This window comes from Psychrobacter sp. PSi21 (assembly GCF_054960615.1).
This window is the reverse complement of sequence record NZ_JBHNYR010000027.1, coordinates 13,969-36,258: the sequence shown is the minus strand read 5'-3', so window position 1 is coordinate 36,258 and position 22,290 is coordinate 13,969. Positions and strand designations below refer to the sequence as shown.

18 protein-coding genes are annotated in these 22,290 nt (G+C 47.6%); 9 read left to right on the top strand and 9 right to left on the bottom strand.

Going from position 1 to position 22,290, the window contains the following annotated elements:
* The 4 genes from ACFI32_RS14150 to ACFI32_RS14135 all read right to left on the bottom strand — a co-directional run.
* On the bottom strand, positions 1–858 hold an 858-nt coding region (locus ACFI32_RS14150), incomplete at its 3' end, for an OmpA family protein (RefSeq protein WP_462627257.1).
* Positions 859–903: 45 nt separating this feature from the next.
* Positions 904–1,860, bottom strand: coding sequence for a type VI secretion system-associated protein TagF (gene tagF / locus ACFI32_RS14145; protein WP_462627256.1), 957 nt, complete (start codon positions 1,858–1,860; stop codon positions 904–906).
* Positions 1,857–5,846 carry a type VI secretion system membrane subunit TssM gene (gene tssM, locus ACFI32_RS14140; RefSeq protein ID WP_462627255.1) on the bottom strand — a complete coding sequence of 1,330 codons (3,990 nt, stop codon included), beginning with the start codon at positions 5,844–5,846 and terminating at the stop codon, positions 1,857–1,859. The genes tagF and tssM overlap by 4 nt, the downstream gene beginning before the upstream one ends.
* Before the next feature lie 104 nt (positions 5,847–5,950).
* Entirely contained in the window at positions 5,951–7,483 is a 1,533-nt protein-coding gene (locus tag ACFI32_RS14135; protein ID WP_462627254.1) for a hypothetical protein, read from the bottom strand.
* A gap of 388 nt (positions 7,484–7,871) precedes the next feature.
* Here ACFI32_RS14135 and ACFI32_RS14130 point away from each other — a divergent pair, with 388 nt between their 5' ends.
* From ACFI32_RS14130 to icmH, 4 genes are all read left to right on the top strand, one after another.
* On the top strand, positions 7,872–8,690 hold the full coding sequence (locus ACFI32_RS14130; RefSeq protein ID WP_462627253.1) for a M15 family metallopeptidase: 819 nt from the start codon (positions 7,872–7,874) through the stop codon (positions 8,688–8,690).
* An 18-nt stretch (positions 8,691–8,708) separates the two neighbouring features.
* On the top strand, positions 8,709–9,413 hold the full coding sequence (locus ACFI32_RS14125) for a hypothetical protein (RefSeq protein ID WP_462627252.1): 705 nt from the start codon (positions 8,709–8,711) through the stop codon (positions 9,411–9,413).
* Positions 9,414–9,422: 9 nt separating this feature from the next.
* Positions 9,423–10,769, top strand: a complete 1,347-nt coding sequence (gene tssK, locus ACFI32_RS14120) for a type VI secretion system baseplate subunit TssK (RefSeq protein ID WP_462627251.1) — start codon at positions 9,423–9,425, stop codon at positions 10,767–10,769.
* A 72-nt stretch (positions 10,770–10,841) separates the two neighbouring features.
* Positions 10,842–11,654 carry a type IVB secretion system protein IcmH/DotU gene (icmH, locus tag ACFI32_RS14115; protein WP_462627250.1) on the top strand — a complete coding sequence of 271 codons (813 nt, stop codon included), beginning with the start codon at positions 10,842–10,844 and terminating at the stop codon, positions 11,652–11,654.
* 8 nt (positions 11,655–11,662) lie between these two features.
* Here the strand turns inward: icmH and maiA are convergent, their stop codons facing one another.
* The gene (maiA, locus tag ACFI32_RS14110; RefSeq protein ID WP_462627262.1) at positions 11,663–12,304 is read right to left on the bottom strand and encodes a maleylacetoacetate isomerase; all 642 of its coding nucleotides are present in this window, start codon (positions 12,302–12,304) and stop codon (positions 11,663–11,665) included.
* 156 nt (positions 12,305–12,460) lie between these two features.
* Between maiA and ACFI32_RS14105 the strand changes: the two genes are divergently transcribed.
* Complete coding sequence (locus ACFI32_RS14105; RefSeq protein WP_462627249.1) at positions 12,461–13,336, top strand: IclR family transcriptional regulator; 876 nt, start codon at positions 12,461–12,463, stop codon at positions 13,334–13,336.
* A 27-nt stretch (positions 13,337–13,363) separates the two neighbouring features.
* Here the strand turns inward: ACFI32_RS14105 and ACFI32_RS14100 are convergent, their stop codons facing one another.
* From ACFI32_RS14100 to ACFI32_RS14085, 4 genes are all read right to left on the bottom strand, one after another.
* Positions 13,364–13,939 carry a VOC family protein gene (locus tag ACFI32_RS14100; RefSeq protein ID WP_462627248.1) on the bottom strand — a complete coding sequence of 192 codons (576 nt, stop codon included), beginning with the start codon at positions 13,937–13,939 and terminating at the stop codon, positions 13,364–13,366.
* A 41-nt stretch (positions 13,940–13,980) separates the two neighbouring features.
* Complete coding sequence (fahA, locus tag ACFI32_RS14095; RefSeq protein ID WP_462627247.1) at positions 13,981–15,273, bottom strand: fumarylacetoacetase; 1,293 nt, start codon at positions 15,271–15,273, stop codon at positions 13,981–13,983.
* Positions 15,274–15,530: 257 nt separating this feature from the next.
* On the bottom strand, positions 15,531–16,730 hold the full coding sequence (locus ACFI32_RS14090) for an amino acid aminotransferase (RefSeq protein WP_462627246.1): 1,200 nt from the start codon (positions 16,728–16,730) through the stop codon (positions 15,531–15,533).
* Between the two features lie 120 nt (positions 16,731–16,850).
* Positions 16,851–17,789 carry a LysR family transcriptional regulator gene (locus ACFI32_RS14085; protein ID WP_462627245.1) on the bottom strand — a complete coding sequence of 313 codons (939 nt, stop codon included), beginning with the start codon at positions 17,787–17,789 and terminating at the stop codon, positions 16,851–16,853.
* A 129-nt stretch (positions 17,790–17,918) separates the two neighbouring features.
* Between ACFI32_RS14085 and hppD the strand changes: the two genes are divergently transcribed.
* The 4 genes from hppD to ACFI32_RS14065 all read left to right on the top strand — a co-directional run bounded on the left by hppD (position 17,919) and on the right by ACFI32_RS14065 (position 21,948).
* Positions 17,919–19,022 carry a 4-hydroxyphenylpyruvate dioxygenase gene (gene hppD / locus ACFI32_RS14080; protein ID WP_462627244.1) on the top strand — a complete coding sequence of 368 codons (1,104 nt, stop codon included), beginning with the start codon at positions 17,919–17,921 and terminating at the stop codon, positions 19,020–19,022.
* 119 nt (positions 19,023–19,141) lie between these two features.
* Positions 19,142–19,954 carry a phenylalanine 4-monooxygenase gene (gene phhA, locus ACFI32_RS14075; protein WP_462627243.1) on the top strand — a complete coding sequence of 271 codons (813 nt, stop codon included), beginning with the start codon at positions 19,142–19,144 and terminating at the stop codon, positions 19,952–19,954.
* A gap of 185 nt (positions 19,955–20,139) precedes the next feature.
* Complete coding sequence (locus ACFI32_RS14070) at positions 20,140–20,490, top strand: 4a-hydroxytetrahydrobiopterin dehydratase (RefSeq protein WP_462627242.1); 351 nt, start codon at positions 20,140–20,142, stop codon at positions 20,488–20,490.
* 66 nt (positions 20,491–20,556) lie between these two features.
* A complete protein-coding gene (locus ACFI32_RS14065; RefSeq protein WP_462627241.1) occupies positions 20,557–21,948 on the top strand; it encodes a Na+/H+ antiporter NhaC family protein in 1,392 nt (463 codons plus the stop codon).
* The last annotated feature ends 342 nt before the right edge of the window (positions 21,949–22,290 follow it).

Genomic DNA, 22,290 nt, shown 5'->3' with positions numbered 1-22,290 from the left:
GGTGAACTCAATGCGTCTATTACGCATCCGTCCTTCTTGCGTGTCATTGCTGGCGACAGGATCAGTATCCCCCTTACCTTCTGTAGACAGGCGCGTCGAAGCAATACCTCTACCGATCAAGTATTGCTTGACTGCTTCAGCACGTTGGTTGGAGAGCAATAAGTTTGAGCTTGGGTTACCCACATTATCTGTGTGACCAGTAATGGTAACGGGTTGGTCGCCGATACTTCTGATGACATCTGCCATCTCATCTAAGATACCCAGTCCTAGCGGAGTTAGATTGGTGCTTCCTGACTCAAATTCGACAATACGATTACCAAGTGTCTGATCGATCAGTTGCTGCTCACCCTGAGTGACTTCCAACTGATTGTCCAGCTGATATAGGTCGGTTAAGCGGCTATGGATGCGTTTTTGGATCGCCTCCTTTTGCTCAACACTATTGACCTTACCGTGTAGGCTGATGGTGGTACCATGAATATCAATACGACCTTGGCGAATAGTAGTGATATCGCTATCAATGATGGCTGTAGCAACCTGCTGCCAGTTGGTTGGTAGACTGATATTGGAGCGTACCTCTACTTCGTCATTGATGGTCTTATTTGGGTATTGATCTTTAAGCTTGGTCAGTAGTTGCTGTTTGTCTGATGTGGTGGCGACCACGCCTTTGATGACTACAGGCACATCATCAGTAGCTGTTTCAGGCAGTGGGGCAGCTATCGAGGTTGGTGAGAGATATAGTGACCCGCTAGCCATGATGGCCAATGCACCGCTGAGCAATACGGGTCTTTTTAAAAAGGTAGATATCATTTTGTGGTCACCGCGCCGCTTAAATGGGGCAAATATGGTAGGTAATGGCATAAAAAACCTTATCTTATATAGGTGCTCAGTGAGATCACAGGTCGGTTACTGTGCTAAAAATATTTGCTTAAACAGCTGACGGACGTCATATAAATACAGATGATCTTGAGACAGTATCTTTTGTAGTCGTGTCAGCCCGATATCTTCTTCTATGTAGCCCTGTGTCCATGCACTATCATCGATAAACACCCATTGATCATGATCGGTCGATTCTTCTTTAGGCGCTGTCAGTTGTGCTAAAAACTGACTGTTGGGCGCACCAAAGCTCAACGTCATATGATATTTGTCAGCTTGTTGATACAAGTACGTATGCAAAATAACGTCATGCGGTTGATAAAATCCGTGAATTAAGTCGTGCCAAAAAGTGGCCATTAAAACAGCGGTTTGTTTATCAGTGGTCAACGCCCAGCATAGCGCCTTGTTCAAGCCATAAAAGCCTTTGCTATAAGTAGGTAAGAATAATAGACCTGTTGCGATGATTTTTTCAATCAGCTGTGCTTTGTTTTGCTCTAGCGACTGGCAGACATCATCTAAGGTCACCTTACTGATGAAATCATAATAATGGGTACTGGCATTGGTATCAATAGTTAATGAGCAATTGTTTAGTATATTATTTGCTTCTACATCACCTTGCTGCGCTTTTGCCGAGTGTAAAACCGTTTCTGTATCACTCCATAAGCTTGCAGCATGAATAGGCAAGTATTTCAGCCAGTTCTTTGGCTTTTCAATATAATCGAGTGCAAAGCCAATCAGTGGATATTGGCGCTGTGTGCTGTCATGACTGGGTATTAAAACCCCACTAATCGCTTGTTGCTCTACGGTATTGACGCGGCTAAAGTAAATCGCTTTGGTTTGGTTGAACAGATGTTCTGATTGTCCCAAAGCCTCGCTGATCCAAAGATCAATCGCATCAATCTCATAAGCGTGAGTGCGCGCCCGGATAAAGTCTCCTCGCGAGGGAATTTTGCCAAAATACGTCAATGAGATACAGTCAGTGGTCATGGATTTTGCTCCTGTCGCGGGGCAGTCGTGCTTAGCGTGTTTTCTGTTGGAGAGACTGCGCTTGGTGTCGTCACCGTTTGCGGCGTCTCTGAGTTGGTTGCAGTGGTTGCTGTTGTGTCTGCATCAGTCCCTGTCTGCGTGCTATTGGTAGATGGTGTCGGTGCATTGGGGGCTGTTGGTGCTGTGTTGGTTTGCGGGTTATCGGTCGCATTCATGGCATTGCTGCTAGGAGCTTGAGTCGGCGTTGCTGGCTGCGCTGAGCGCGTGACGCCTTTACCGATAACCTCTTCTGGCAGTTTCATGCCTGTAAATGGATTGTTAGATTGTCCCTCTCTGGCAGTGTCACCGCTGCCACTGATGATTCTAAATCTAACAGGGATGGTAATATCGTCACCAGTCCATGACATCTCAAAAATATTATCACCAAGCTCTGTACGAGTGGCCGAGTTAATCAGCCTTTCAACACCAAAGGCGCCGGCTTCTTCAAACACCATAAAGTCTCTACCATCATAGTCTTTGGCACGGATACTGGCCCCTGGTTGACTACTTGGGTTTGGCCAAACGAACGTCGTCCAAGCCTGAACCCCCATACGGTAACGCAGCTGCTGACCATCAACGACGATGGTATATTCCGTCAAGCCACTCACAGGTAGCGGCATAATTTGGAAGGTAGTCTGGTTAGCCGCCGTATTGGTGTCCGCATTCGCACCGCCGGCTGGCCGATTGTTACCCGTATAGTTTTGGAAGTAACGTTTGAAGTCAGCCACAAATTGAGGGTTGAGGCCCAATCCTGCGTTGTTCCAAATCTTGCTAGAAATCTGATCGCCACGGCGAATGATAAAGGGCGATAACGTCTCATTGACGAATTTGGCAACATAGCCGTCACTACCGAAGTATTGCCCAATCTCAGCTGGAGTGGCTTCCACATTGGCATTAGCAGTAAAGGGATATTTTTTGGCCAAGTTATCAGTAAATGGCTTATAGACCTGAGCTTGCCATACTTTATTGATCTCGGCTTTGGTCGGTGTCAGCAACATGTTGAATGAGCGGGTTAAGGGCTCACTTAATAATGGTCGCACGATTTGTTTCATCTCAGAGTTGGCCTGACTCAAAATCTGTTCATCCAATATCTGGAGCGATTTGGTCAGCTCTGACCCCTCAGGACTCAAAGTCTGTGAGGCGAATAACAGCGTGTCAGGGCCAATATCATCACTGCGAGAGATGTTATTAAATCGGGTTCGCACATTACCTAAGCTGGCCAAATAGTTATCTAGCAGTGATAGGTTTTGGTTGTCCTCTCGCGGCGTCACTAAGTTGTGAATAGAGGAGAACGATTGTGCCACCACGCCCATACTGCTTTGCGGTGCTGCTGCTGGAGTCTCATCATTGTCACGATTGATCATCGCTTCTGCTTGTCTAAGCTCCGCAGGACTCTGGCGCAAGATGGTTCGTTTAAACCAGTTCACAAAGCCGCGACGAGTCTCTGCGCCATTATTAGGCGTATTGTTTGTCGCTTTATTATCCCACTGAGTCTGTCGATCAATGGTTTCAAATAAGGTTTTTAGCGGTGAGGTTTTGGCGTTAGACAACTGATTGAGGAGCACAGCATGGTCATCGAAACCTTCACTGTCTCTGACATACACTTGGCTCAAAAAGCGTTTCCATTCACCAATATATTCTTGTTTGTAACGACTGACCAGATATTGACGGATCTGCTCAGGGCTACCTGTCAAGGTCAAGTCGTTTTGGCTGTTTGTTTCAAGCACCCAGTCATCAGCGACGACTTTAGTAGTAGCGGCCTTATCAATCTCTTCACTAATAAACGACTCCCATGCTTTTCGGGTAAACGTGCCTGAGATCACGCGGCTACCTAATAGCGCTTCGTGTGTATCGTCTGCAGTAATCTGGGCTACGGTCACAGATGGGAAACGGGCTGAGGCACGCATTTTGATTTCAGCGTACACGCGCTCACGTGCAGGCACGCCTTTACTCACTTTGGATAGGGTAGCGCGGGTTTGATCAATCAATCCCAAATCGCTTTGTACCAAAGGAAACTGTTCATCGTGAACATGGTTGAGTGAAAAACTCAAAATCTGCTCTGCTTGGCGAATCATGCTATCTTTTGGCATATTGGCGCGGTTGGCCTCAAGCCAGCTGCGCCAAAAACGCGTTGTCTGATCGCTTAGATGACTGGTCTCTAAATGCTCGTGACTGCTGAGCATCAAATATGCTTTTAAGGCATTGTAGGCGTCCTCAGCGTCCGTCGGATCAGATTGAATGTACATGTTTTTGTTGTCTATGGCTTGCTCGTCTTTGCTGTCAGCGGCTTTCATTTTGAGCTGTTCAGCATTAGCATTCACTTTAGCCAAGAACTGTTCGATATTTTGTTTGGTCGGATTTAGTATGATGATTTCAATACCGTTGAAATATTCAGCCAGCAACTTTTGTTTGAGCGCGTCACCTTGATACAAGCCCATGCCCAAAGATAAAGGACGACTGTCATCATAGCTTTCTAGTTGCTCGATACGGTTTTGCAAAATACTCAGTGACTCAAGCTGGCTTTTTAAGTCGCCTTTTGAGGACTGCTGAATTTGAGCCACTTGTTGTAAATCGGCTTCAACTCGTTCAACCAACTGCTTGTTATTGGCATAAGACCACGTCCACAGTCCAGCAGCGCTGCACAAAACAACAATTGATAAAAGTGCCGCTACAGCTCGGTAATGGCGCTGATTGCGGTTTTTGTGCTGTTTGACTAAGTGCTTGTCTTTTAAGATGACTTCAGAAAACAAGTCATTCAAAAAGTATGATTTATTGGTAGTTTCTTTTTGTGCGCCCAGCGGCACGGTAGGCTGATGCAGTCCAAAGTTTTGCATCATCTGCAAGGTCATCTGACTGCTGACCTGACCTTCTTGTAGAGCACTGGTGAAATAAAATCCGCGTAAGATTGGTTTAAACTGAAAAGGGTTGTCTTCGAATAAGGCATGCATCAGGGTGCGGATGACTGGCCGTAACGCCTGAAACTCCATAGGGAAGGTCATCAAGCTTGGTGAGACGGTTCTTTGATGACGCAATGAGAGCTTGGTGGTACTCAAATCTTTCAAGCCATTGACCAGCACGTTGAAGTGATGCTCAAATACCTCGTCAACATTGACATCATCAGGATTCTCAGGGTAGGGGATAGTGGCGCCCCAAGCCTGCTCTCGCTCTTCTTGCTCATAGTCATTAAAGAAGTCTCTAAAGCCAGATACCAAGTCCATCTTGGTAAAGACCACATACACAGGCGCATAGACTTCAAGCTGTTTGGTTAAATCCTGTACGCGACTTCGCAGATTTTTTGCCAAATCAAGCGCATAGCTGGGGTCATTTTTGGTCAGCTCAGCAATACTAACCGCGATGATAATGCCGTTGATCGGGGCTTTTGCGCGATTTTTCTTGAGTAAATTGAGAAATGATAGCCACTCTGAACGGTCTTCGTCATAGACAGAATAGCGCCCAGCGGTATCTAACAAAATGCCTTCTGTCGAAAAAAACCAGTCGCAGTTTCTGGTACCGCCAACGCCTTTGACAGACAGTTGGTTATTTTTTTCCATAAAGGGAAACTTCAGCCCTGAATGAAGTACGGCCGAGCTTTTACCTGCTGCAGGGTTGCCAATAACCATATACCAAGGCAGCTCATATAACGCCGCACGCCCCGTCTGATCGCCAAGCTTAGACTTTCGGATGGTCTTGATGGCTTCTTGCATTTGCTGACGCAGCGCTTGTGTTTCTTGCGAGTTTTCGTCAGGCTTGGTATTGGCTGCCTCATCATTGTTGTCTTCAACCAGATCTGCAAGCTCAGCTGAAGCCTGTTTTCTTTTTTTCCAATAGTAATAACCAGCCGCACCTGCAATGATACTGAAGATAAGCACACCGACAATAATCAAAAAGGTACGCAGCATCACATAGTCATACAGCAGTACCAAAGCGACGATAGCGGCCAAGGCCATAAGTACTCTTGGGTCATAAATTAAATGAAAAAACCTAGAAAACATGCTCGATACCTAATATAAGCGTGAAGTAATTAAGGTTGGATAGCCAAAGTTTGTCTGATTCATGACATGGTTTTGGGCTCGGCCAGCCAAAGTGTATAGCCTGTATCCTGCTGCATCGTTAAGCAAACAATATCTGACTCTGATTGATCGTCAACCTCAATATCGGCAAACAGTGACATAGCAATCAAACATCTCATCCAATCGCTGCGATGCATATGATGCCCTAACTGGTAGTCATTTACCAGTGCTCCTTGATCTAAAATATGATCAACAAAGCTCATAAATATAGCAGTATCAAATGGTTGCTTGACTGGATTTATGTCAGACAAGACGGTTATACTATGCCCTGACAATGTATCGCTACCCTCATCGTCTGCTGATTTGCCTTGCTTTTCGCTGTTAGATATTGCGGTACTATTATCTGTTTTTGCATCCTGATTGAGTAATTTGGCTGCGATAGCATCCTTGATAAGGTTAAGCAGACGCATATCTGCACTGCGCCCCTTGGCCGAATCTTGGTGGTGATACTCAAGTAATGCGTATTGCGCTTTTGCGTCAATATCAAGTAGTGCGTCAGCAGCATCGTTCCAAAGCACCAATAAACTGGCGGCCTCTTCTGGCAGTAAAGCGGTATTGGCATCGGCAAGAGACAGGTGTTCATCTATCCAGTCGTCGTTGATTTCAGAGTCTACGGCGATCACGATAGCCATGCTGGGCGTACTGTTGTCTGATAAGGCCATCAGCTGTGGGTTAAGGCCAGATAGTGGGTCGCTTGGGTTGGTTTCCTGCGTGAGATTAATGAAGGAGAGATGCGCTTCATCAAAGCCATAATCTATCAGCCGTGCTGTTATCACCTGATGGATATCCTTAATATTCGCCAAAGCGGGGACATAGATATAGACGGGTAGCGTGGCAAATGATGCTGGCTCAGGTGTGATCATATCCTCGGCACTCGCGCTGTCAGTGCTTGAGATATAAGACTGCTGCCAGTCAGGATGCATACTGACTGCAGCATTTGGTTGCGCTCTGTCCTCAGGATTTGTTGGCGTAAAATGCGCGGCACAATCAGAGAGCTCAGAGTCATTGAGATCAAATAGATGGGTGATCAGCTGGCATAGGCGCTGCGTGCCGTTGTGGTTGTCAATATCTTGCAGCTCAAAATCATCGATCGGCTCTGAGATATCACCGATCGGCTTGATTAAAATTGGTAGGTTGTCGTAATCAACATGCACGGGACTCAATACGGTCACGTCATCTGTGTTTTCGACAATATCAACAAACTGCTCTCCCTCTGGTAATAGCAGCTGACTGTGTAGATGTATTTTGTGTGTTTTAGGTTGCAAATCTTGTGTAATGGGCGCTGCCGTCTCTTCTGGCGCACTCTCAGCATTTTGACTCTTCTTTTGTTGCCACTTGATGGTCAAAATAGCAGCAAACAAGGCTAACGGGATAATGATAAACGACACCAATAAATTAATCGATGTCAGTTCGGCAACATTATCTTTATAATACATCCACGTCAGGATGAGATAAGCAACGAGTATGATGGTTAATGCGTGACGGGTATAGTGCAAAATATGCTTGGTATTCACAGAGCGACCCTTTTTGCTGAAAAAATAATGGTTTGTAGTGTATGACGTTTACAAAAATATGGCTACAACGATGCCAAAATTTTATCGATTTTTATCTCTGTTTTCTACGCTTTAAAACTGATTGTTGTTTTTACTTATGGTTTATTTCATTGTCACAGCGTTAACTGTCGTTTCGGCCATCGTCATTATATTATTGTTTGACAGTCGCATTTTACGGATGCTCAGCAATTGGAGTACGGCGGGTGTTAAAGGTGCCAGTAAAAAGCTTGGGCGGATACGCAATATTTCTTGGCCGAGTCACTATCGTCCTGTTTTTAAGCGGGGTGGTTCGTTTTCATGGGGTCGACACCATTTAAAAACGCGACAATGGCCGTCGCTGGTGCATGTGTTGTCAGCAACTATCCTGATCGGTACTGCATCGCTGTGTTTTTGGTTGATTAAATATTCTGCTTTGGATGTTTATCATAAAAATGAACAGGTAGGCACGCCTTACAACACACAGATCAATCAGCTGCTTTTGGGGGAACGTTTGAGTCCACCACCTGCGCCGCCTGAGGAGCTATTTGCTGAACTGGATGCCGAAATTGCCAGCTATCAGGCCAAGAAAGTGGAGCAAGGCTATTGGCCTGAAAAAAATACGACGGCGACTATTTTTCCTAGTACTGGAGGTAACGTTGGCAATGGCACGACAGGCAGTGCATCACCCAGCGTCACTGTACCGATGGGACAGGGCGATTCAAAAAGCAATTTGGATGCTCATTTAAACAATGGTTATATTAATATACGAAATGCAGATAGAAATTGGAACAAAATGAACTCCGAGTTTGTTCAACGCCTGTTGACCGTATATAAAATTATGAAAGACGAGCATGGATACGATATGGTGTTACTAGAGGGTTATCGCAGTCCAGCGCGGCAGGCGCGTCTGCTATCAAAGGGCGCACATGTGACCAAGGCAGGTGCTTATCGAAGCTATCATCAATTTGGTTTGGCGGCTGACAGTGCATTTATCAGAAACGGCAAAATCGTCATTTCAGAGCGTGATCCATGGGCGATGCGAGGTTATAAGTTGTATGGTAAAGTGGCGAAGTCTGTAGGCTTGGTCTGGGGCGGGGATTGGCGAATGAAAGACTTAGGTCATGTTGAGCTGCGTAAAAAGAACATACTTGGTAAACCTGAAATGGCAAAAATTCTCACAAATCAGTAAGTAAAAGGTATAATCTTCATGGCAAGAGTAATGGACAAATGTATTGCTGGTATCGCTACGGTCAGGCTTGGCTGTTGTATGGCAGCGGTGACCTTGGTGGGCTGTAGTACAAGTGGTGTTGATAGTGGTCAAAAGCCAAGTGCATTGAGCTCCATCATGGCGATGGTCGGTCATGATAAAGGTGAATCAGTCAAAGATGACCTTGAGACCTTAAAGTCGCAGCTTGAAGAGCAGCAAGCTTTGATTCAAAGTATGGATGAGACTCAGCAGGCACGCATTGATGAGATGCGAATATTGCAAGCGCAGCTCAAACGTCAAAAAGTCGCTATTCACATCACACCGATGAGTGATGCCAATGCAGGCCGTGGCCGTGTGGCGACTGCCAGCACCGCTTATATTGCAACGCTTGAAGATGACAGTCAGTTCTCTGAGCTGCAAAGCTTGGCCAGCAAAGAAGCCAGCGTGATTCCAAGCCGTGAGGTCGATATGAGTGTGACGCTGCCTGAAGAAGCCAAGTTTATCGCGATTAAAATCAATTTAAGATATACAAAAAAACGCTCACAGTTCTTAATTCCTGTCAGTAGCCTTAGCTTTGATGAGCCATTGTCTTTAACCGTAGGGGCTTGTGATGTCAGTATCGATAGTGGCCTTGACCCTGAGCTGGCACCAGATTTTATGACCAAACTTAAATATTATCAGCAACCATTGGTAAGCTGCCTGTAGGAGAATATCTTGAGTAAACAAAAAGTACTATGGGGTGAGGGGTTATTTTTAAGACCACAGCACTTCCAGCTGCAAGACAATCATCACAGTCATCAGCGCGCTGTCGCTATGCAGCTGCTGCATCCTTATGCCTACGGGGCAATAGAGGTGACGCTGGATAACGCCTTGCTAGACAGCAATATCTTAAGTTTTGAGGCCATCTCAAGTGTGTTCCCTGACGGGACAATTTATCAAGCTCCGCACCTTGACGCTTTGCCAAAACCAGTGCATTTGGAACATCAAGATACAGGCGACAATATATTTGTATTTTTGAGCCTTGAGGTGCTGCAGTCAAATGGCGGTAACATCCAAACAGAAGCCAACGACAATCCTACCCGTTATGTCAGATCAACGGTTGATGCGCAAGACTTATATAGTCAGGCCACAGAAGCAGCGATTGATGTGGTTAAACTGGCGCCAAGCTTGCAGCTGAGCCATACGCCGCAGCCAACCAGTGGCGATACGGTATCTGTGTTGATTGCCAAGCTTGAGCGAACGCCGCAAGGTGTGTATAAAGCAGATGAAAGCTATCTGATTCCAAGTGTGCATATCGCCAGCAATCAGGCACTGCTCAATCAGGTCTATCGCTTGATGACGATTATCAATACCAAATCCTCTGCACTTTATGATCATCATCGGCAAACCAACAATGATTTATTGGAGTTTCGTTCTTCAGATATCGCTTCTTTTTGGTTATTGCACGCGCTCAATACGGCTTATGCGCAACTGAGTCATTTATACAGTAATCCAAAGCTGCACCCAGAGCGATTGTATGAAGCGCTTTTGAGTGTTGCCAGTCAATTGGTGACATTCAGCTCATTATATAAAGTCGATGACTTGCCTGCCTATAACCACAGTAATACCCACGAGTCGTTTTTTGGCATTATTGATATCATTCGTGAATTGCTCAATACGGTTATCGCCAGTAACTTCGTTGCCGTGCCATTACGTCAAATCAAGCCCTCTTATTACCTTGGCGAGCTGAGCAGCGACAAAATTACGCGCAACTCACAGCTATACTTGTCCATCAGTTCTTCATTGCCGATGCATGAGATGGTCGAGCTGGTGCCCAGACGATTCAAAGTGGCCACGCCTGATGGGGTAGAAAAGCGGGTGCTTTCAGCATTACCGGGTACGCCTGTCTCTCATGTGACACAAGTGCCAAGTGCTATCCCTGTCAGACCAGGTTTTAGTTATTTCGCCATTGAGCCTGTGGGTGATATTTATGATGAGATGATGAAGTCTGAGGCGATTTGTATTTATGTGCCTAATGGCTTTGATGATTTAAAAATTGAACTGATGGCCATTGTCCAATAGCTTTATGTTTTTTAACGAGCACTTGCTGCTCACTGCTTTCATATATTGATGTCATATAACGTAGGAACCACCATGTCAGCAAACAAACCCTCAATGAGCGCGCCATCGTTACTGGACTCAGGCGAGGTTGCCTCAAAGGTATCCACCAAAGGCTTAGACAAACGCATGAATAGCCAGTCTTTGGTCGATATCATGTATGACGGGTTTTATTTGGTCTTTTTGCTGCGTAATCATTATTATAGCGCTGAGCCTCAAGTCTTTCGTCAAAAAATATATGATTTTTTAGATAAGTTTGAAGCCAGCGCCCGCAAAAAAGGCTTCGCTTCTGAAGACATTCACGAGGCAAAGTACGCGTACTGTGCCTTGATTGACGAAACCATCATGACCGCACAAGAGCCTGAATTTGATAGTCTCAAAAATGCATGGGAGCTTAACCCTTTGCAACTGGCACTGTTTGGATCACAAGTAGCCGGTGATGAGTTTTTTGAACGTCTGGATCGCTTGCGTGAGACGGGGGAGCAGCGTTTGCCTGCCCTTGAAGTATATCACTATGCGATGCTGCTGGGCTTTCAGGGTCGGTATCGCCTCGAAGCACCTGAGAAAATCCGCTATTTGATCTCTCGCTTGGGCGATGAGATTGAGCATTTGCGTGGCAACAAAAATGAATTTTCACCCTTTTGGGCGATTCCTGATCAAGTTAAGCACACGCTCTCTAGCGAGACGCCAATGTGGATCATTGCCGTTGTGGTTGGTGTGCTATTGGTAAGTATTTTTGGGACGATGTCCTACTTTATCAAAACCAATACGCAGCAGCAGTTGTCTGGCTATTCGCAAATTATTCAGGATAATAAAGAACAAGCACACATCTCTATTTTCTTACCGTAAACCTTCATTTATTTTGGCGCATCAGGCTGATGCGCCGGATCGGCGTCTTGGAAGGCTGTTAGAGTGCGGCAGTGTGCATCGATGGCGACGATGATAGGGTAAGGTGTCAAATCAACCCCGAAACGTCGTGCTGATGACACCTGCGGGATCAAATAGCAGTCCGCAAACGTTGGCGTATCACCGTAACAAAAGTTGCCTCGGGTACTGTCAGCAGCCAAGATGGCCTCTAAAGCCGCAAACCCTTCGCTGATCCAGCGCTGACACCATGCCTGTACCGTTACTTTGTCCGCTGCCAACTCATGGCGCAAATACTGTAAAATACGCCGATTGTTAATCGGATGGATATCGCAGCCAATCATCGCACTCAGCGCACGTACTTGCGCCCGTCCTGCCGCGTCCGCTGGCAACAGTGGCATCTCTGGATAAGTCTCCTCAAGCCACTCCAAGATGGCGGGGCTTTGCGCCAGACTCAGATCATCAGTGACCAAAAACGGTACCAGCCCTTGCGTGTTAATGGCGATAAAGTCATTCTCTAGCTGCACATCTTGCGCCAGATTGACCGCAACGTAGTCATACCCAACGCCTTTTAAGTTCATGGCAATGCGTGTACGGTAAGAGGTACTGCTACGAAAATAATTATAAAGCGTCATCATAAGAGGCTCCTTGGTAACCTATCATTAAATAAAAAAGGGAGATAAACCAGTTGGTATCCCATTTTTGAATCAGTATCAAAGACTTGCGATTGTGTATATAATCAGCATCATTCACAATCCGTTTACTGTTTAGTATCAAAGGTATGATCCGCTATGAATGCCTCCTCCACAAATAAGCTCCAAGGTGGCGTGCAGTCACTAGAGATCGGTCTGTCGATCTTTGATGTCCTCATCGATCATCATGAGCCGATGATGCTAAAAGACATCGCCCAAGTAATGGACATGCACCCTGCAAAAGCGCACCGCTACTTGGTCAGCCTGATTCGTAAGGGCTATGCCTGTCAGCTTGACGATGGACGCTACGGGCTGGGGCCGCGTCTTGACGCGTTAGGGCAGGGCCAGCTGACTCAGCCGCACCTCCTCGATCGTTTGCTAACGGCAGCAACGGCGATCAAAGACACCCTACAGTGCGGCGTGCAAATTGCCAAATGGTTTAGCGAAGGACCCATCATCATCGGCTCTATCGAGCCAGACAGTCCCATCAGCATCATCACCCGTATTGGGTCACGTATGCCGCTGACCACCTCGGCCACTGGTCAGCTGTTTGCCAGCTATCAGCCTGAAGCGGTGGTAAAGCCGCTGATCGTAAATGAATGGCAAAATAGCGGTAAGGCTACTGATACAGAGGATCTACAGCAAAAATGGCGAGATTGGATACAGCATCAACGCGTGATTTGCACCCAAGGCTATGCCACGGTAACGGGCGATATGCTGGCGGGTATCAACGCCATTACCTTGCCTGTATTACTACCGCCGATAGCCACGCCGCCTAACCCTGACAGTCTGACAGTCGCTCATTACGATATAACGACCGCGCTAAACCATGCATTAGAGTACGCCATCACCATTATTGGTACTGAGCAGCAGTTGCCCATGGATCAGCAGCATGAGGTCGTAACGCAGATCGTCAATATCTTGCAGCGTCATCACATCATCGCCAGTACCAATGCCACCAACCCCAATACTTAGGTGGTCTGGCACGCAGTATAGACTGCATCATTCACCTGCTGGTGCCATCTCTTTCGCTTCAGCCAGCTCTTCACTATGCAAAAAATGGGTGTGATTCGGGGCGCGCTTGGTTTTGCTCCACTCATCAAGCATGTCTTGCTTGATGGTATCGGTAATCATCGCTACTTTTTGTTCTGAGGTCGGATCATCATAGGTCAGCTCTAGGCGGTGACCGTTGGGATCAAAAAAGTAAATAGAGTGAAAAATCCCATGATTGGTCACCCCGATCACCTCAACGTCTAACGCCTCCAAATGAGCTTTGGCATCCATCAGGGTATCACGATCTTTGACCTTGAGCGCTAAATGCTGTACCCAGTCTGGGGTATTAGGGTCAGCGCCCATCTCAGGCTGATGCGGCAACTCAAAAAACGCCAAGACGTTACCATGTCCTGCATCCAAAAAAATGTGCATGTAGGGATCAAACGCATGCGTAGAGGGTACATGGTCTTCGGCAAACGCCAAAATAAAGTCCATGTGCAAATGTTTTTTGTACCACTCGACGGTCTCTTTGGCGTCTTTACAGCGATAAGCCACATGATGAATTTGTTCAATACTAAAGCTCATTATCAATATCCTTTTGATAAATGGGTGATGACAGTCTTGTTTTATTCTGCAAACGAAAAGTCCAACGCGGGCAAGATTTTGTCGCGTACTTCACCGAATCCCACGCGCATACCGTCCTTTTGCGCGTAGCCTGTCATGATGACGGTATCGCCATCTTCAATAAAGCTGCGTGTCTCTCCATTGCTCATGGCAATCGGTTTGGTTGCGTTCCATGCCAACTCCAGCATCGAGCCGTAGGTGTCTGGTGTTGGACCAGAAATGGTGCCCGAGCCCATCAAGTCGCCGACTTCAACTTGACAGCCTGTGATGGTGTGATGGGTCAGCTGCTGCGCCATTGACCAGTACATATATTTGAAGTTACTGGTCGATAACACGGTGGGCTCGGTCGCCGCTTCAGGCTGTAGGGCAACTGACAAAGTAATATCAAAGCTGTTATTTGTTTTGCGCTCTTGCAGATAGGCCAGTGGTTTGGGGTCTTGTTCAGGGCAAGGAGTGGCAAAGGGCGCTAAGGCTTCCATAGTGACGATCCACGGCGAAATGGCAGAAGCAAAGCTTTTGGCATTAAAGGGGCCAAGTGGCACATATTCCCATTTTTGGATATCGCGCGCCGACCAATCGTTAAACAGCACCATACCAAAGATATGATCCCAAGCGTTATCAATCGCAATCGGCGTGCCCATGTTATTGGGTTTGCCCACGATAAAGGCGGTTTCAAGCTCAAAGTCAAGGCGTTTACAAGGGGCAAAGATAGGGCGCTCATCAGGGCTGGGTTTGAGCTGACCTGTAGGACGGATGATGTCAGTGCCACTGACGATCACGGTGCTGGCGCGTCCGTTATAACCGACGGGCATCTCTTTCCAGTTGGGCAGTAATGCGTTGTTTGGGTCGCGGAACATGGTGCCCACATTGGTAGCGTGCTCTTTGGAGGAATAAAAATCGGTATAACCGGGCACGTGTACAGGCATGTGCATGGTGACTTCAGACTGGGCATGCAGTACCTTGTCACGCAGCGCCGCATCATCACGTAGCGTGGCACAGTTACTAGAGAGCAGGTTTTGGATAGCGCGCCGCGCCTTAGTCCAGTTGTCTTGACCCGAGTCAATAAACGCATTGAGCGTCGATTGATCAAAGTAAGACCCGCCTGTTAGCGTCAGTAGTCCTTCGGCCTCAAGTGCGGCCAAATCGAGAACTTGGTCACCAATGGCCACACCTGCGCGGCGATGGTTGTCAGCGCCTGTGCTAAAGATGCCATACGGTAGGTTATGAATAGAAAAATCAGAATCGGCAGCCACTTCGATAAAGCTGGCGATAGGGTTATTGTCAGTCGTTGACATGGGATGCTCCTTGCAAAATTGGTTTTAATAACTATGGTTTTAATAACTGTGATTATAATTACGTTATAATTAACTATTTACAAATAATGTAATTTATCTCCAAACAGATTGCAAGGCATTTGCCGTGAAAAATAAAAAACAGCAACAAAAAAAGCCGAGCATCGGCTCAGCTTTTTTAACATGGTGACAAAAAGGTTTTTAATCACGCCTCTGTCAATAACTCTCGTCAACAGCTATCGTCAACAGTTAGGACACTATCAGGCGTCTTTAAGCACTGCAGCCATGGCATTGGCGACATAATCGATGTTATTGACGTTTAGACCTGCGACACACATACGGGAGTTGGATACCATGTAAATGGCAAACTCGGTACGCAAGCGCTCAACTTGCTCAGGGCTCAACCCCGTGAAACTGAACATGCCGTTTTGCTGGGTGAGGTAGTCAAAGTTACGATCAGGAATGGTCGCCTCTAGCACTGATTTTAGCTTCAGACGCATGGCTTTGATGCGATCACGCATGGCATACACCTCACCGATCCACTGCTCATGTAGTGCGTCATCGTTCATCACGATATCGACCACATGACCGCCGTGTGATGGTGGGCTTGAGTAAATACGGCGTACGGCAAAGGTCAACTGACCAAAGACGCGCTCGGCTTCTTCAGGGGTGGGGCAAACTACAGACAGACCGCCAACACGCTCGCCGTAGAGCGATAGGTTTTTAGAAAATGAGTTGCTGACAAACAGCGTCAAACCCATATCGACCGCTTTACGAATGGCGTAGGCATCGCTGTCTATGTTTTCGCCAAAGCCTTGATAAGCGATATCCATAAAGGGCAGCAGTTGTTGTTGCTGTACCACGTCAAGGAGCTGATCCCACTGGGCATGGGTCAAATCCATACCGGTTGGGTTGTGGCAGCAAGGGTGCAGCAGAACCACATCGTTTTTATTCAACGTCTTGAAAAAGGCGATCAAGTCATCAAAACGCACGCTGCTCGTGGCTTTGTCATAGTAGGGATAGGTGCCGACTTCGACATCTGCACCTTCAAAAATGGCAATATGGTTGCCCCATGTTGGGTCGCTCACGTAGCATTTTGACTGCGGGAACCACTGATGGAGAAACTCAGCCCCCACTTTTAGCGCGCCTGATCCGCCAATGGTGGCGATGGTGGCGACCCGTTTTTCTTGCAACACGGGCGCGTCTTTGCCAAATAGTAGCTCTTGGCAGCCTAAGCGATGACCTGCCAAGCCTTCCATCGGCAGATACGGACGCGGCGAGATGGGATCAGCGATACGCTGCTCTGCGGTTTTTACGCACTCAAGCACAGGCATTTTGCCCGCTTCGTCGTAATAGACGCCGATACCAAGGTTGACTTTGTTGGGGTTGCTGTCGGCGAGAAATTGACTTACCAGCCCTAAAATCGGGTCACCAGCATAATGATCGATACTTTCAAACATTGTATTTCCTTACAGAAAAAGAGAGGTCCAGCCGTCAAAAAGCATAAACCAGATTGTAACCGAACTCAATCTGAAGATGCGTGCAAGCGGCATTTAATGCGTGATTATCACCAAAAAACGTTAAGGTAGGCGCTTGCTCTGCAGCGCATAAGAGTGGCGCTCAAAATAATCTTGCAAAAACTGTTTAAAGGCGATAGTGGCAGGCGATAGCGCCCGTGAAGCGCGCTGATAAATAAAGAACTGACGCATCTTGATCGGCTGTGCCAAAGGTCGCATCTGCAGCCCATTGGCCGCCACCCAATCAATCACCTCAGGCATGTACGGCAAACACAAGGTAATGCCAAAGCCTTGCCGCGTCATCTCAAGCGCGGTGGACATAAAGTTGACTTTGTAGCGCGCCTGCAAGATATGCGCGGCAATGGCATCATCAAGCTCTGCAGTCACTTGCTCAATAAATGGCCCTTGCAAGGTAATCAGCGGCGTGTCCATCAGCTGTGTCCATGTCACCTCGGTACAGTCTGCCAACGGATGATCGTCAGGCATCACCACACAAAACGGCAACTGATACAGCAAGTCTGATTGCATGTCATCTTCACTGTTTATAACCCCGCCTTCTGCGCCCACGCCGAGATCCACCTCGATATTTTGGATGTGCTGCGGCATGTTTTCCTCGGAGCAATCAAGCAAGGAGACGCTGATATCAGGATATGCCTTGGCAAACTGCGCCACCACAGCTGGCATGGAGGAGGCGGCAAACTGTGATACCGCCAGCCGCACTTGACCTTGCGCAAGGCTGGTCAGGCTGCTGGCCTCGTTTTCAAACAGTCGCATCTCATTGAGCACCCGTCTGGCTTGTGGCAGCAAATGCCGCCCGACGCTCGATAACGACAGCTGGCGGGTGGTGCGGTCAAACAGCACAATACCCAGCCCTGATTCTAGCTCTTTGATTAGGCCACTGACTGCTGATTGGGTCAAATACATCTGATCGCTGGCACGGGTAAAGCTGCCATTGTCAGCGACTTCGATAAACGCGGTCAGCTGGCGAATACTGATATTCATAAGAAATCCTGATAAATAAATTAAAAAAAACAATTAGTCTTATAAATAAAGCTACTTTACTATAAATATATCGTCAATCGGAGGTATTGACTCAACATTTATCGTAAATAACTATTAAGGATGATAGACATGGCAGATTTGTTTGATAACCCAATGGGACTACAAGGCTTTGAATTCGTCGAATTCGCCGCGCCCGAACCCAAAGCCCTTGAGGAGCTGTTTACCCAGCTTGGCTTTACTCACATTGCCAACCACCGCTCAAAAGACGTCGCGCTGTATCGCCAAGGCGACATCAACTTTATCTTAAACCGTGAACCCAAAAGCCCCGCCAGCTACTTTGCCCAAGAGCATGGCGCAGGTGCGTGCAGCATGGGCTTTCGCGTGGCCAACTCAAAGCAGGCTTATCAACGCGCCATCGACATGGGCGCTCAGGCGGTAGACGTGCCAACAGGAGCCATGGAGCTTAAGCTCCCTGCCATCAAAGGCATCGGTGGTGGTCTGATTTACTTGATTGAACGCTTTACCGATGGCAACGCTATTTATGATATCGACTTTGAATATTTGCCTGATGTGGACAAGCACCCTGCTGGACACGGCTTTAAGGTCATCGATCACTTGACGCACAATGTTTACCGTGGCCGCATGAGCTATTGGGCCGATTTTTATGAGCGTATTTTTAACTTTCGTGAGATTCGCTACTTTGATATCAAAGGGGAATACACGGGCCTAACCAGTAAGGCCATGACCGCGCCAGATGGCAAAATCCGTATTCCGCTCAACGAAGAGTCTAAGCAGGGCGGCGGTCAGATCGAAGAGTTTTTGATGGCGTTTAATGGCGAAGGTATCCAGCACATTGCGCTGCTGAGCGACAACTTATTGGACAGTATTGATAAGCTCAAAGCCGCTGGCGTACCACTGATGACCGCGCCAAACGACAGCTACTATGAGATGCTGAGTGAGCGCTTGCCCAATCATGGCGAAGATGTCCAAGCGCTGCAAATGCGCGGTATCTTGCTCGATGGTAGCAGTGGCGATGGGGACAATCCTACGCCGCGCTTGCTGCTGCAAATCTTTTCTGAAACCACCATGGGGCCTGTGTTCTTTGAGTTTATCCAGCGTAAAGGCGATGAAGGCTTTGGCGAGGGTAACTTTAAAGCCTTGTTTGAGTCGATGGAACGCGACCAAGTACGCCGCGGCGCCCTCGATCATTTAGAAGCCGAAACCGCTTCGTAAGTATGGTAAATAGTGATGGCAATGCAGCAGGAAGCTGTATTGCCAATCGCGATGGTCATCAGCGTAAAACATCACGCCGTCTTACGATAAACATCCCCCAAAATAGAAGGATAGCCCGCATGGACAGCAGCGCTTTTCAAAAAATGCCTTATCTCTCGCATCAAATCGATGACAGAGGCTATATCGATTACTCGGCTGACGAGCATGCCATGTGGCAAGCACTGCTGGCGCGTCAAGCTGAGTATATTCCCAATCGTGCTTGTAGTGCCTATCTTGATGGTCTGGAGCGCCTTAATCTGCCCCGTACCCATATCGCCCAACTGCCCGATGTTGATGCGGTGCTAGAGGCGCATACTGGATGGCAGACCGCAGCCGTACCCGCGCTGATCAGCTTTGGTAAGTTTTTTAATTTGCTGGCCAACAAGCGCTTTCCTGTGGCGACCTTTATCCGCCGCCCCGAAGACATAGACTATATCGAAGAGCCTGATATCTTCCATGAGATCGTCGGTCATTGTCCGCTGCTGACCCATCCTGCATTTGCGACCTTTAATGAGGCTTATGGCAAGCTTGGTGTGGACGCCACAAAAGCTGAGCGCCTGTTTTTGGCGCGTCTGTATTGGTTTACCATTGAGTTTGGTTTGGTGGGACAACGTGAGGATGCGTGCCGTATTTATGGTGGCGGCATATTAAGCTCACCCTCGGAAACGCTCTATGCGCTCAGCGGCGAACCAGAATATCGTCCCTTTGAGCTGCTTGATGTACTACGTACGCCGTATCGCATCGATCAGATTCAGCCCATTTATTATGTCCTTGATGATATCAACACCCTGTTTGATATCGTCAATAGCGACATCATGAGCGTGGTACATCAGGCGATGTCGCTGGGGCTGTTTGATGAGACTGTCCGCCCGCAGCGCACCTCAAGCGTTTGATCGCGGCGTTGCAACAAGCCTTGCAACAAGCCTTTTAGTGCCTTTATATCAGCATACATTATTGTTATCAGCGCGAATCGCTAAGCTGCTGCGCGCTGTGATGTGCGGTTATTGACTGACCAACATGTCTATTCATTTATTTTTTCAATTATCTCTTTACGCATTTATTTTATTAGGAGTCTGTTATGAGCGAATTATCACAAGCGAGCTGCGAAGCCTGCCGTATCGACGCACCCACCGTTGGTGACGCGCAAGCACAGCATTTATTGACCGAGCTGCCAGAATGGTCGCTGATTACCGTCGATGGTATCAAACAGTTGCAGCGCGAATACCGTTTTAAAAACTTTGCCGCCGCTATGGAGATGGCGAACCGTGTGGCACAGATTGCAGAAGAGGAGGGGCATCATCCCAGTATTTTGGTAGAATGGGGCAAAATGACGGTCACGTGGTGGTCGCACAGTATCAAAGGTTTACATCGCAATGATTTTATTATGGCAGCAAAGACGGATGACTTGCAGAGCAAGGCAGCGTCGTAATACGTCGGTTTCATCTGGATTTTATGGTCTAAGCATCAGGCTTGGCTGGCAACATAAGGACGTGTTATGCCTCCCAAAATATTAACCCAGTTTTCTCCAAAATTTGCTTTTCTGATTTCCGCACTGGTCATTGCCATCATGGGTGTTACCATGATTGGCTTTGGCTGGGTGCCGCATTTATCACTGCTTTTGGTCATTTGCGTACTGCTGGCGATTGGTTTGTTTAAAGGTCTTAGCTTTGAGGATTTACAAGCACAAATGGCCTCAGGAGTGATGCGCGGTATTGGCGCGATTTATTTGTTTTTCTTTATTGGTTTGATGGTGGCAGCATTGATGATGTCGGGGGCTATTCCGACCATCATGTATTTTGGCTTTGAGCTGATATCGCCGCAGTTTTATTATATTTCCGCGTTTATCTTGACCTCCATTATTGGGATTGCGCTGGGCAGCAGCTTGACTACCGCTGCTACCCTTGGGGTGGCCTTTATCGGGATGAGTCAGGCGTTTGATGCCAATGTGGCCATTGCGGCAGGTGCGGTGGTGTCAGGTGCGTTCTTTGGTGACAAGATGTCGCCATTATCAGATACCTGTACCATCGCCTCCTCAGTGGTGGGCATTGATCTGTTTGAGCACATTCGTAATATGATGTATACCACGGTGCCTGCCTGGGCGCTGACGGTGATGCTGTTTTGGTTTTTTTCAGGACAAACCACCATAAGCAATCTCGATCAAGTGACGGTACTACAGTCGCAGCTGATTGATAGCGGCTTGGTGCATGGCTATTCGGTGCTGCCGTTTGCGGTATTGGTGGGGCTGGCGGTATTTCGGGTCAATGCGATTTATACCATTGTTTGTACCATTATCACCGCGCTGGTCATCACGTATATGCACAGTATGCCCAGCCTTGAGCAGTTGGGCGGCTATTTTTTTGCGGGTTATCAGCCAGCTGAATCGCTTGATTTGGGCGAGGTTGGCGGCATGCTGTCGCGTGGCGGCGTGCAGAGTATGTTTTTTACTCAAGGTATCGTCATTTTGGCACTCAGTCTGGGCGGTTTGCTCAGTGCTTTGGGCATTTTGCCAGCACTGCTGGCGGGTATCAGAGACAATCTGACCAGCTCAGGACGGGCGATTTTCGCAGCAGCGATGAGCGCGCTGAGTATCAATGTGCTGATCGGCGAGCAGTATTTGAGTATCCTGCTGTCAGGAACGGCGTTTCGAGCCACGTTTGAGCGGCTGCATCTACATCCCAAAAACCTCTCGCGCACCATTGAAGATGCGGGTACGGTCATCAACCCATTGGTGCCGTGGAGCGTGTGCGGGGTGTTTATCTCGCAAGCGCTTGGCGTGCCTGTGCTTGATTATTTGCCGTATGCGTTTTTCTGTTATCTGTCGCTGTTATTGACCTTGGGGTTTGGCTTTACTGGTGTGACCATCAGTCGCAGCCAGCCACATTCTTAACACAGCCGTCCACGATCAGCCTGCGCATTGGTAAGTATAAAGGTCTCGCGACACTCAAGCTAGCACCCATCATAACCCTTGTTATGGTGGGGTTTTATCATCAATAAGGGCGTAAAAGCCGTCTACTCACGCCAGTGATATTGTCACAAATTATGTATCACCTGATGTCTGAGTGCCGCTAACAAAATGTTTTTAAAGACAAATCTGGCTGGGCGCGGCAGTCAAAAATAACGCCCACCGTTGCCCAAAAAAGTTCATAATAGCAGCCCTTATCATCGCTTACGATAGTGCACAGTTTAGGGTGCTTAATGCAGCGCTGCTTGCTGTGATTATGTCTTTTGA

Coding starts and splice junctions, on each gene's coding strand:
- tssM (WP_462627255.1), bottom strand. CDS start 5,846: ATGGCCTTGGCCGCTATCGTCGCTTTGGTACTGCTGTATGACTATGTG.
- icmH (WP_462627250.1), top strand. CDS start 10,842: ATGTCAGCAAACAAACCCTCAATGAGCGCGCCATCGTTACTGGACTCA.
- phhA (WP_462627243.1), top strand. CDS start 19,142: ATGGACAGCAGCGCTTTTCAAAAAATGCCTTATCTCTCGCATCAAATC.
- fahA (WP_462627247.1), bottom strand. CDS start 15,273: ATGTCAACGACTGACAATAACCCTATCGCCAGCTTTATCGAAGTGGCT.
- ACFI32_RS14070 (WP_462627242.1), top strand. CDS start 20,140: ATGAGCGAATTATCACAAGCGAGCTGCGAAGCCTGCCGTATCGACGCA.
- tagF (WP_462627256.1), bottom strand. CDS start 1,860: ATGACCACTGACTGTATCTCATTGACGTATTTTGGCAAAATTCCCTCG.
- ACFI32_RS14085 (WP_462627245.1), bottom strand. CDS start 17,789: ATGAATATCAGTATTCGCCAGCTGACCGCGTTTATCGAAGTCGCTGAC.
- hppD (WP_462627244.1), top strand. CDS start 17,919: ATGGCAGATTTGTTTGATAACCCAATGGGACTACAAGGCTTTGAATTC.
- ACFI32_RS14065 (WP_462627241.1), top strand. CDS start 20,557: ATGCCTCCCAAAATATTAACCCAGTTTTCTCCAAAATTTGCTTTTCTG.
- ACFI32_RS14105 (WP_462627249.1), top strand. CDS start 12,461: ATGAATGCCTCCTCCACAAATAAGCTCCAAGGTGGCGTGCAGTCACTA.
- ACFI32_RS14125 (WP_462627252.1), top strand. CDS start 8,709: ATGGCAAGAGTAATGGACAAATGTATTGCTGGTATCGCTACGGTCAGG.
- ACFI32_RS14100 (WP_462627248.1), bottom strand. CDS start 13,939: ATGAGCTTTAGTATTGAACAAATTCATCATGTGGCTTATCGCTGTAAA.
- maiA (WP_462627262.1), bottom strand. CDS start 12,304: ATGACGCTTTATAATTATTTTCGTAGCAGTACCTCTTACCGTACACGC.
- ACFI32_RS14090 (WP_462627246.1), bottom strand. CDS start 16,730: ATGTTTGAAAGTATCGATCATTATGCTGGTGACCCGATTTTAGGGCTG.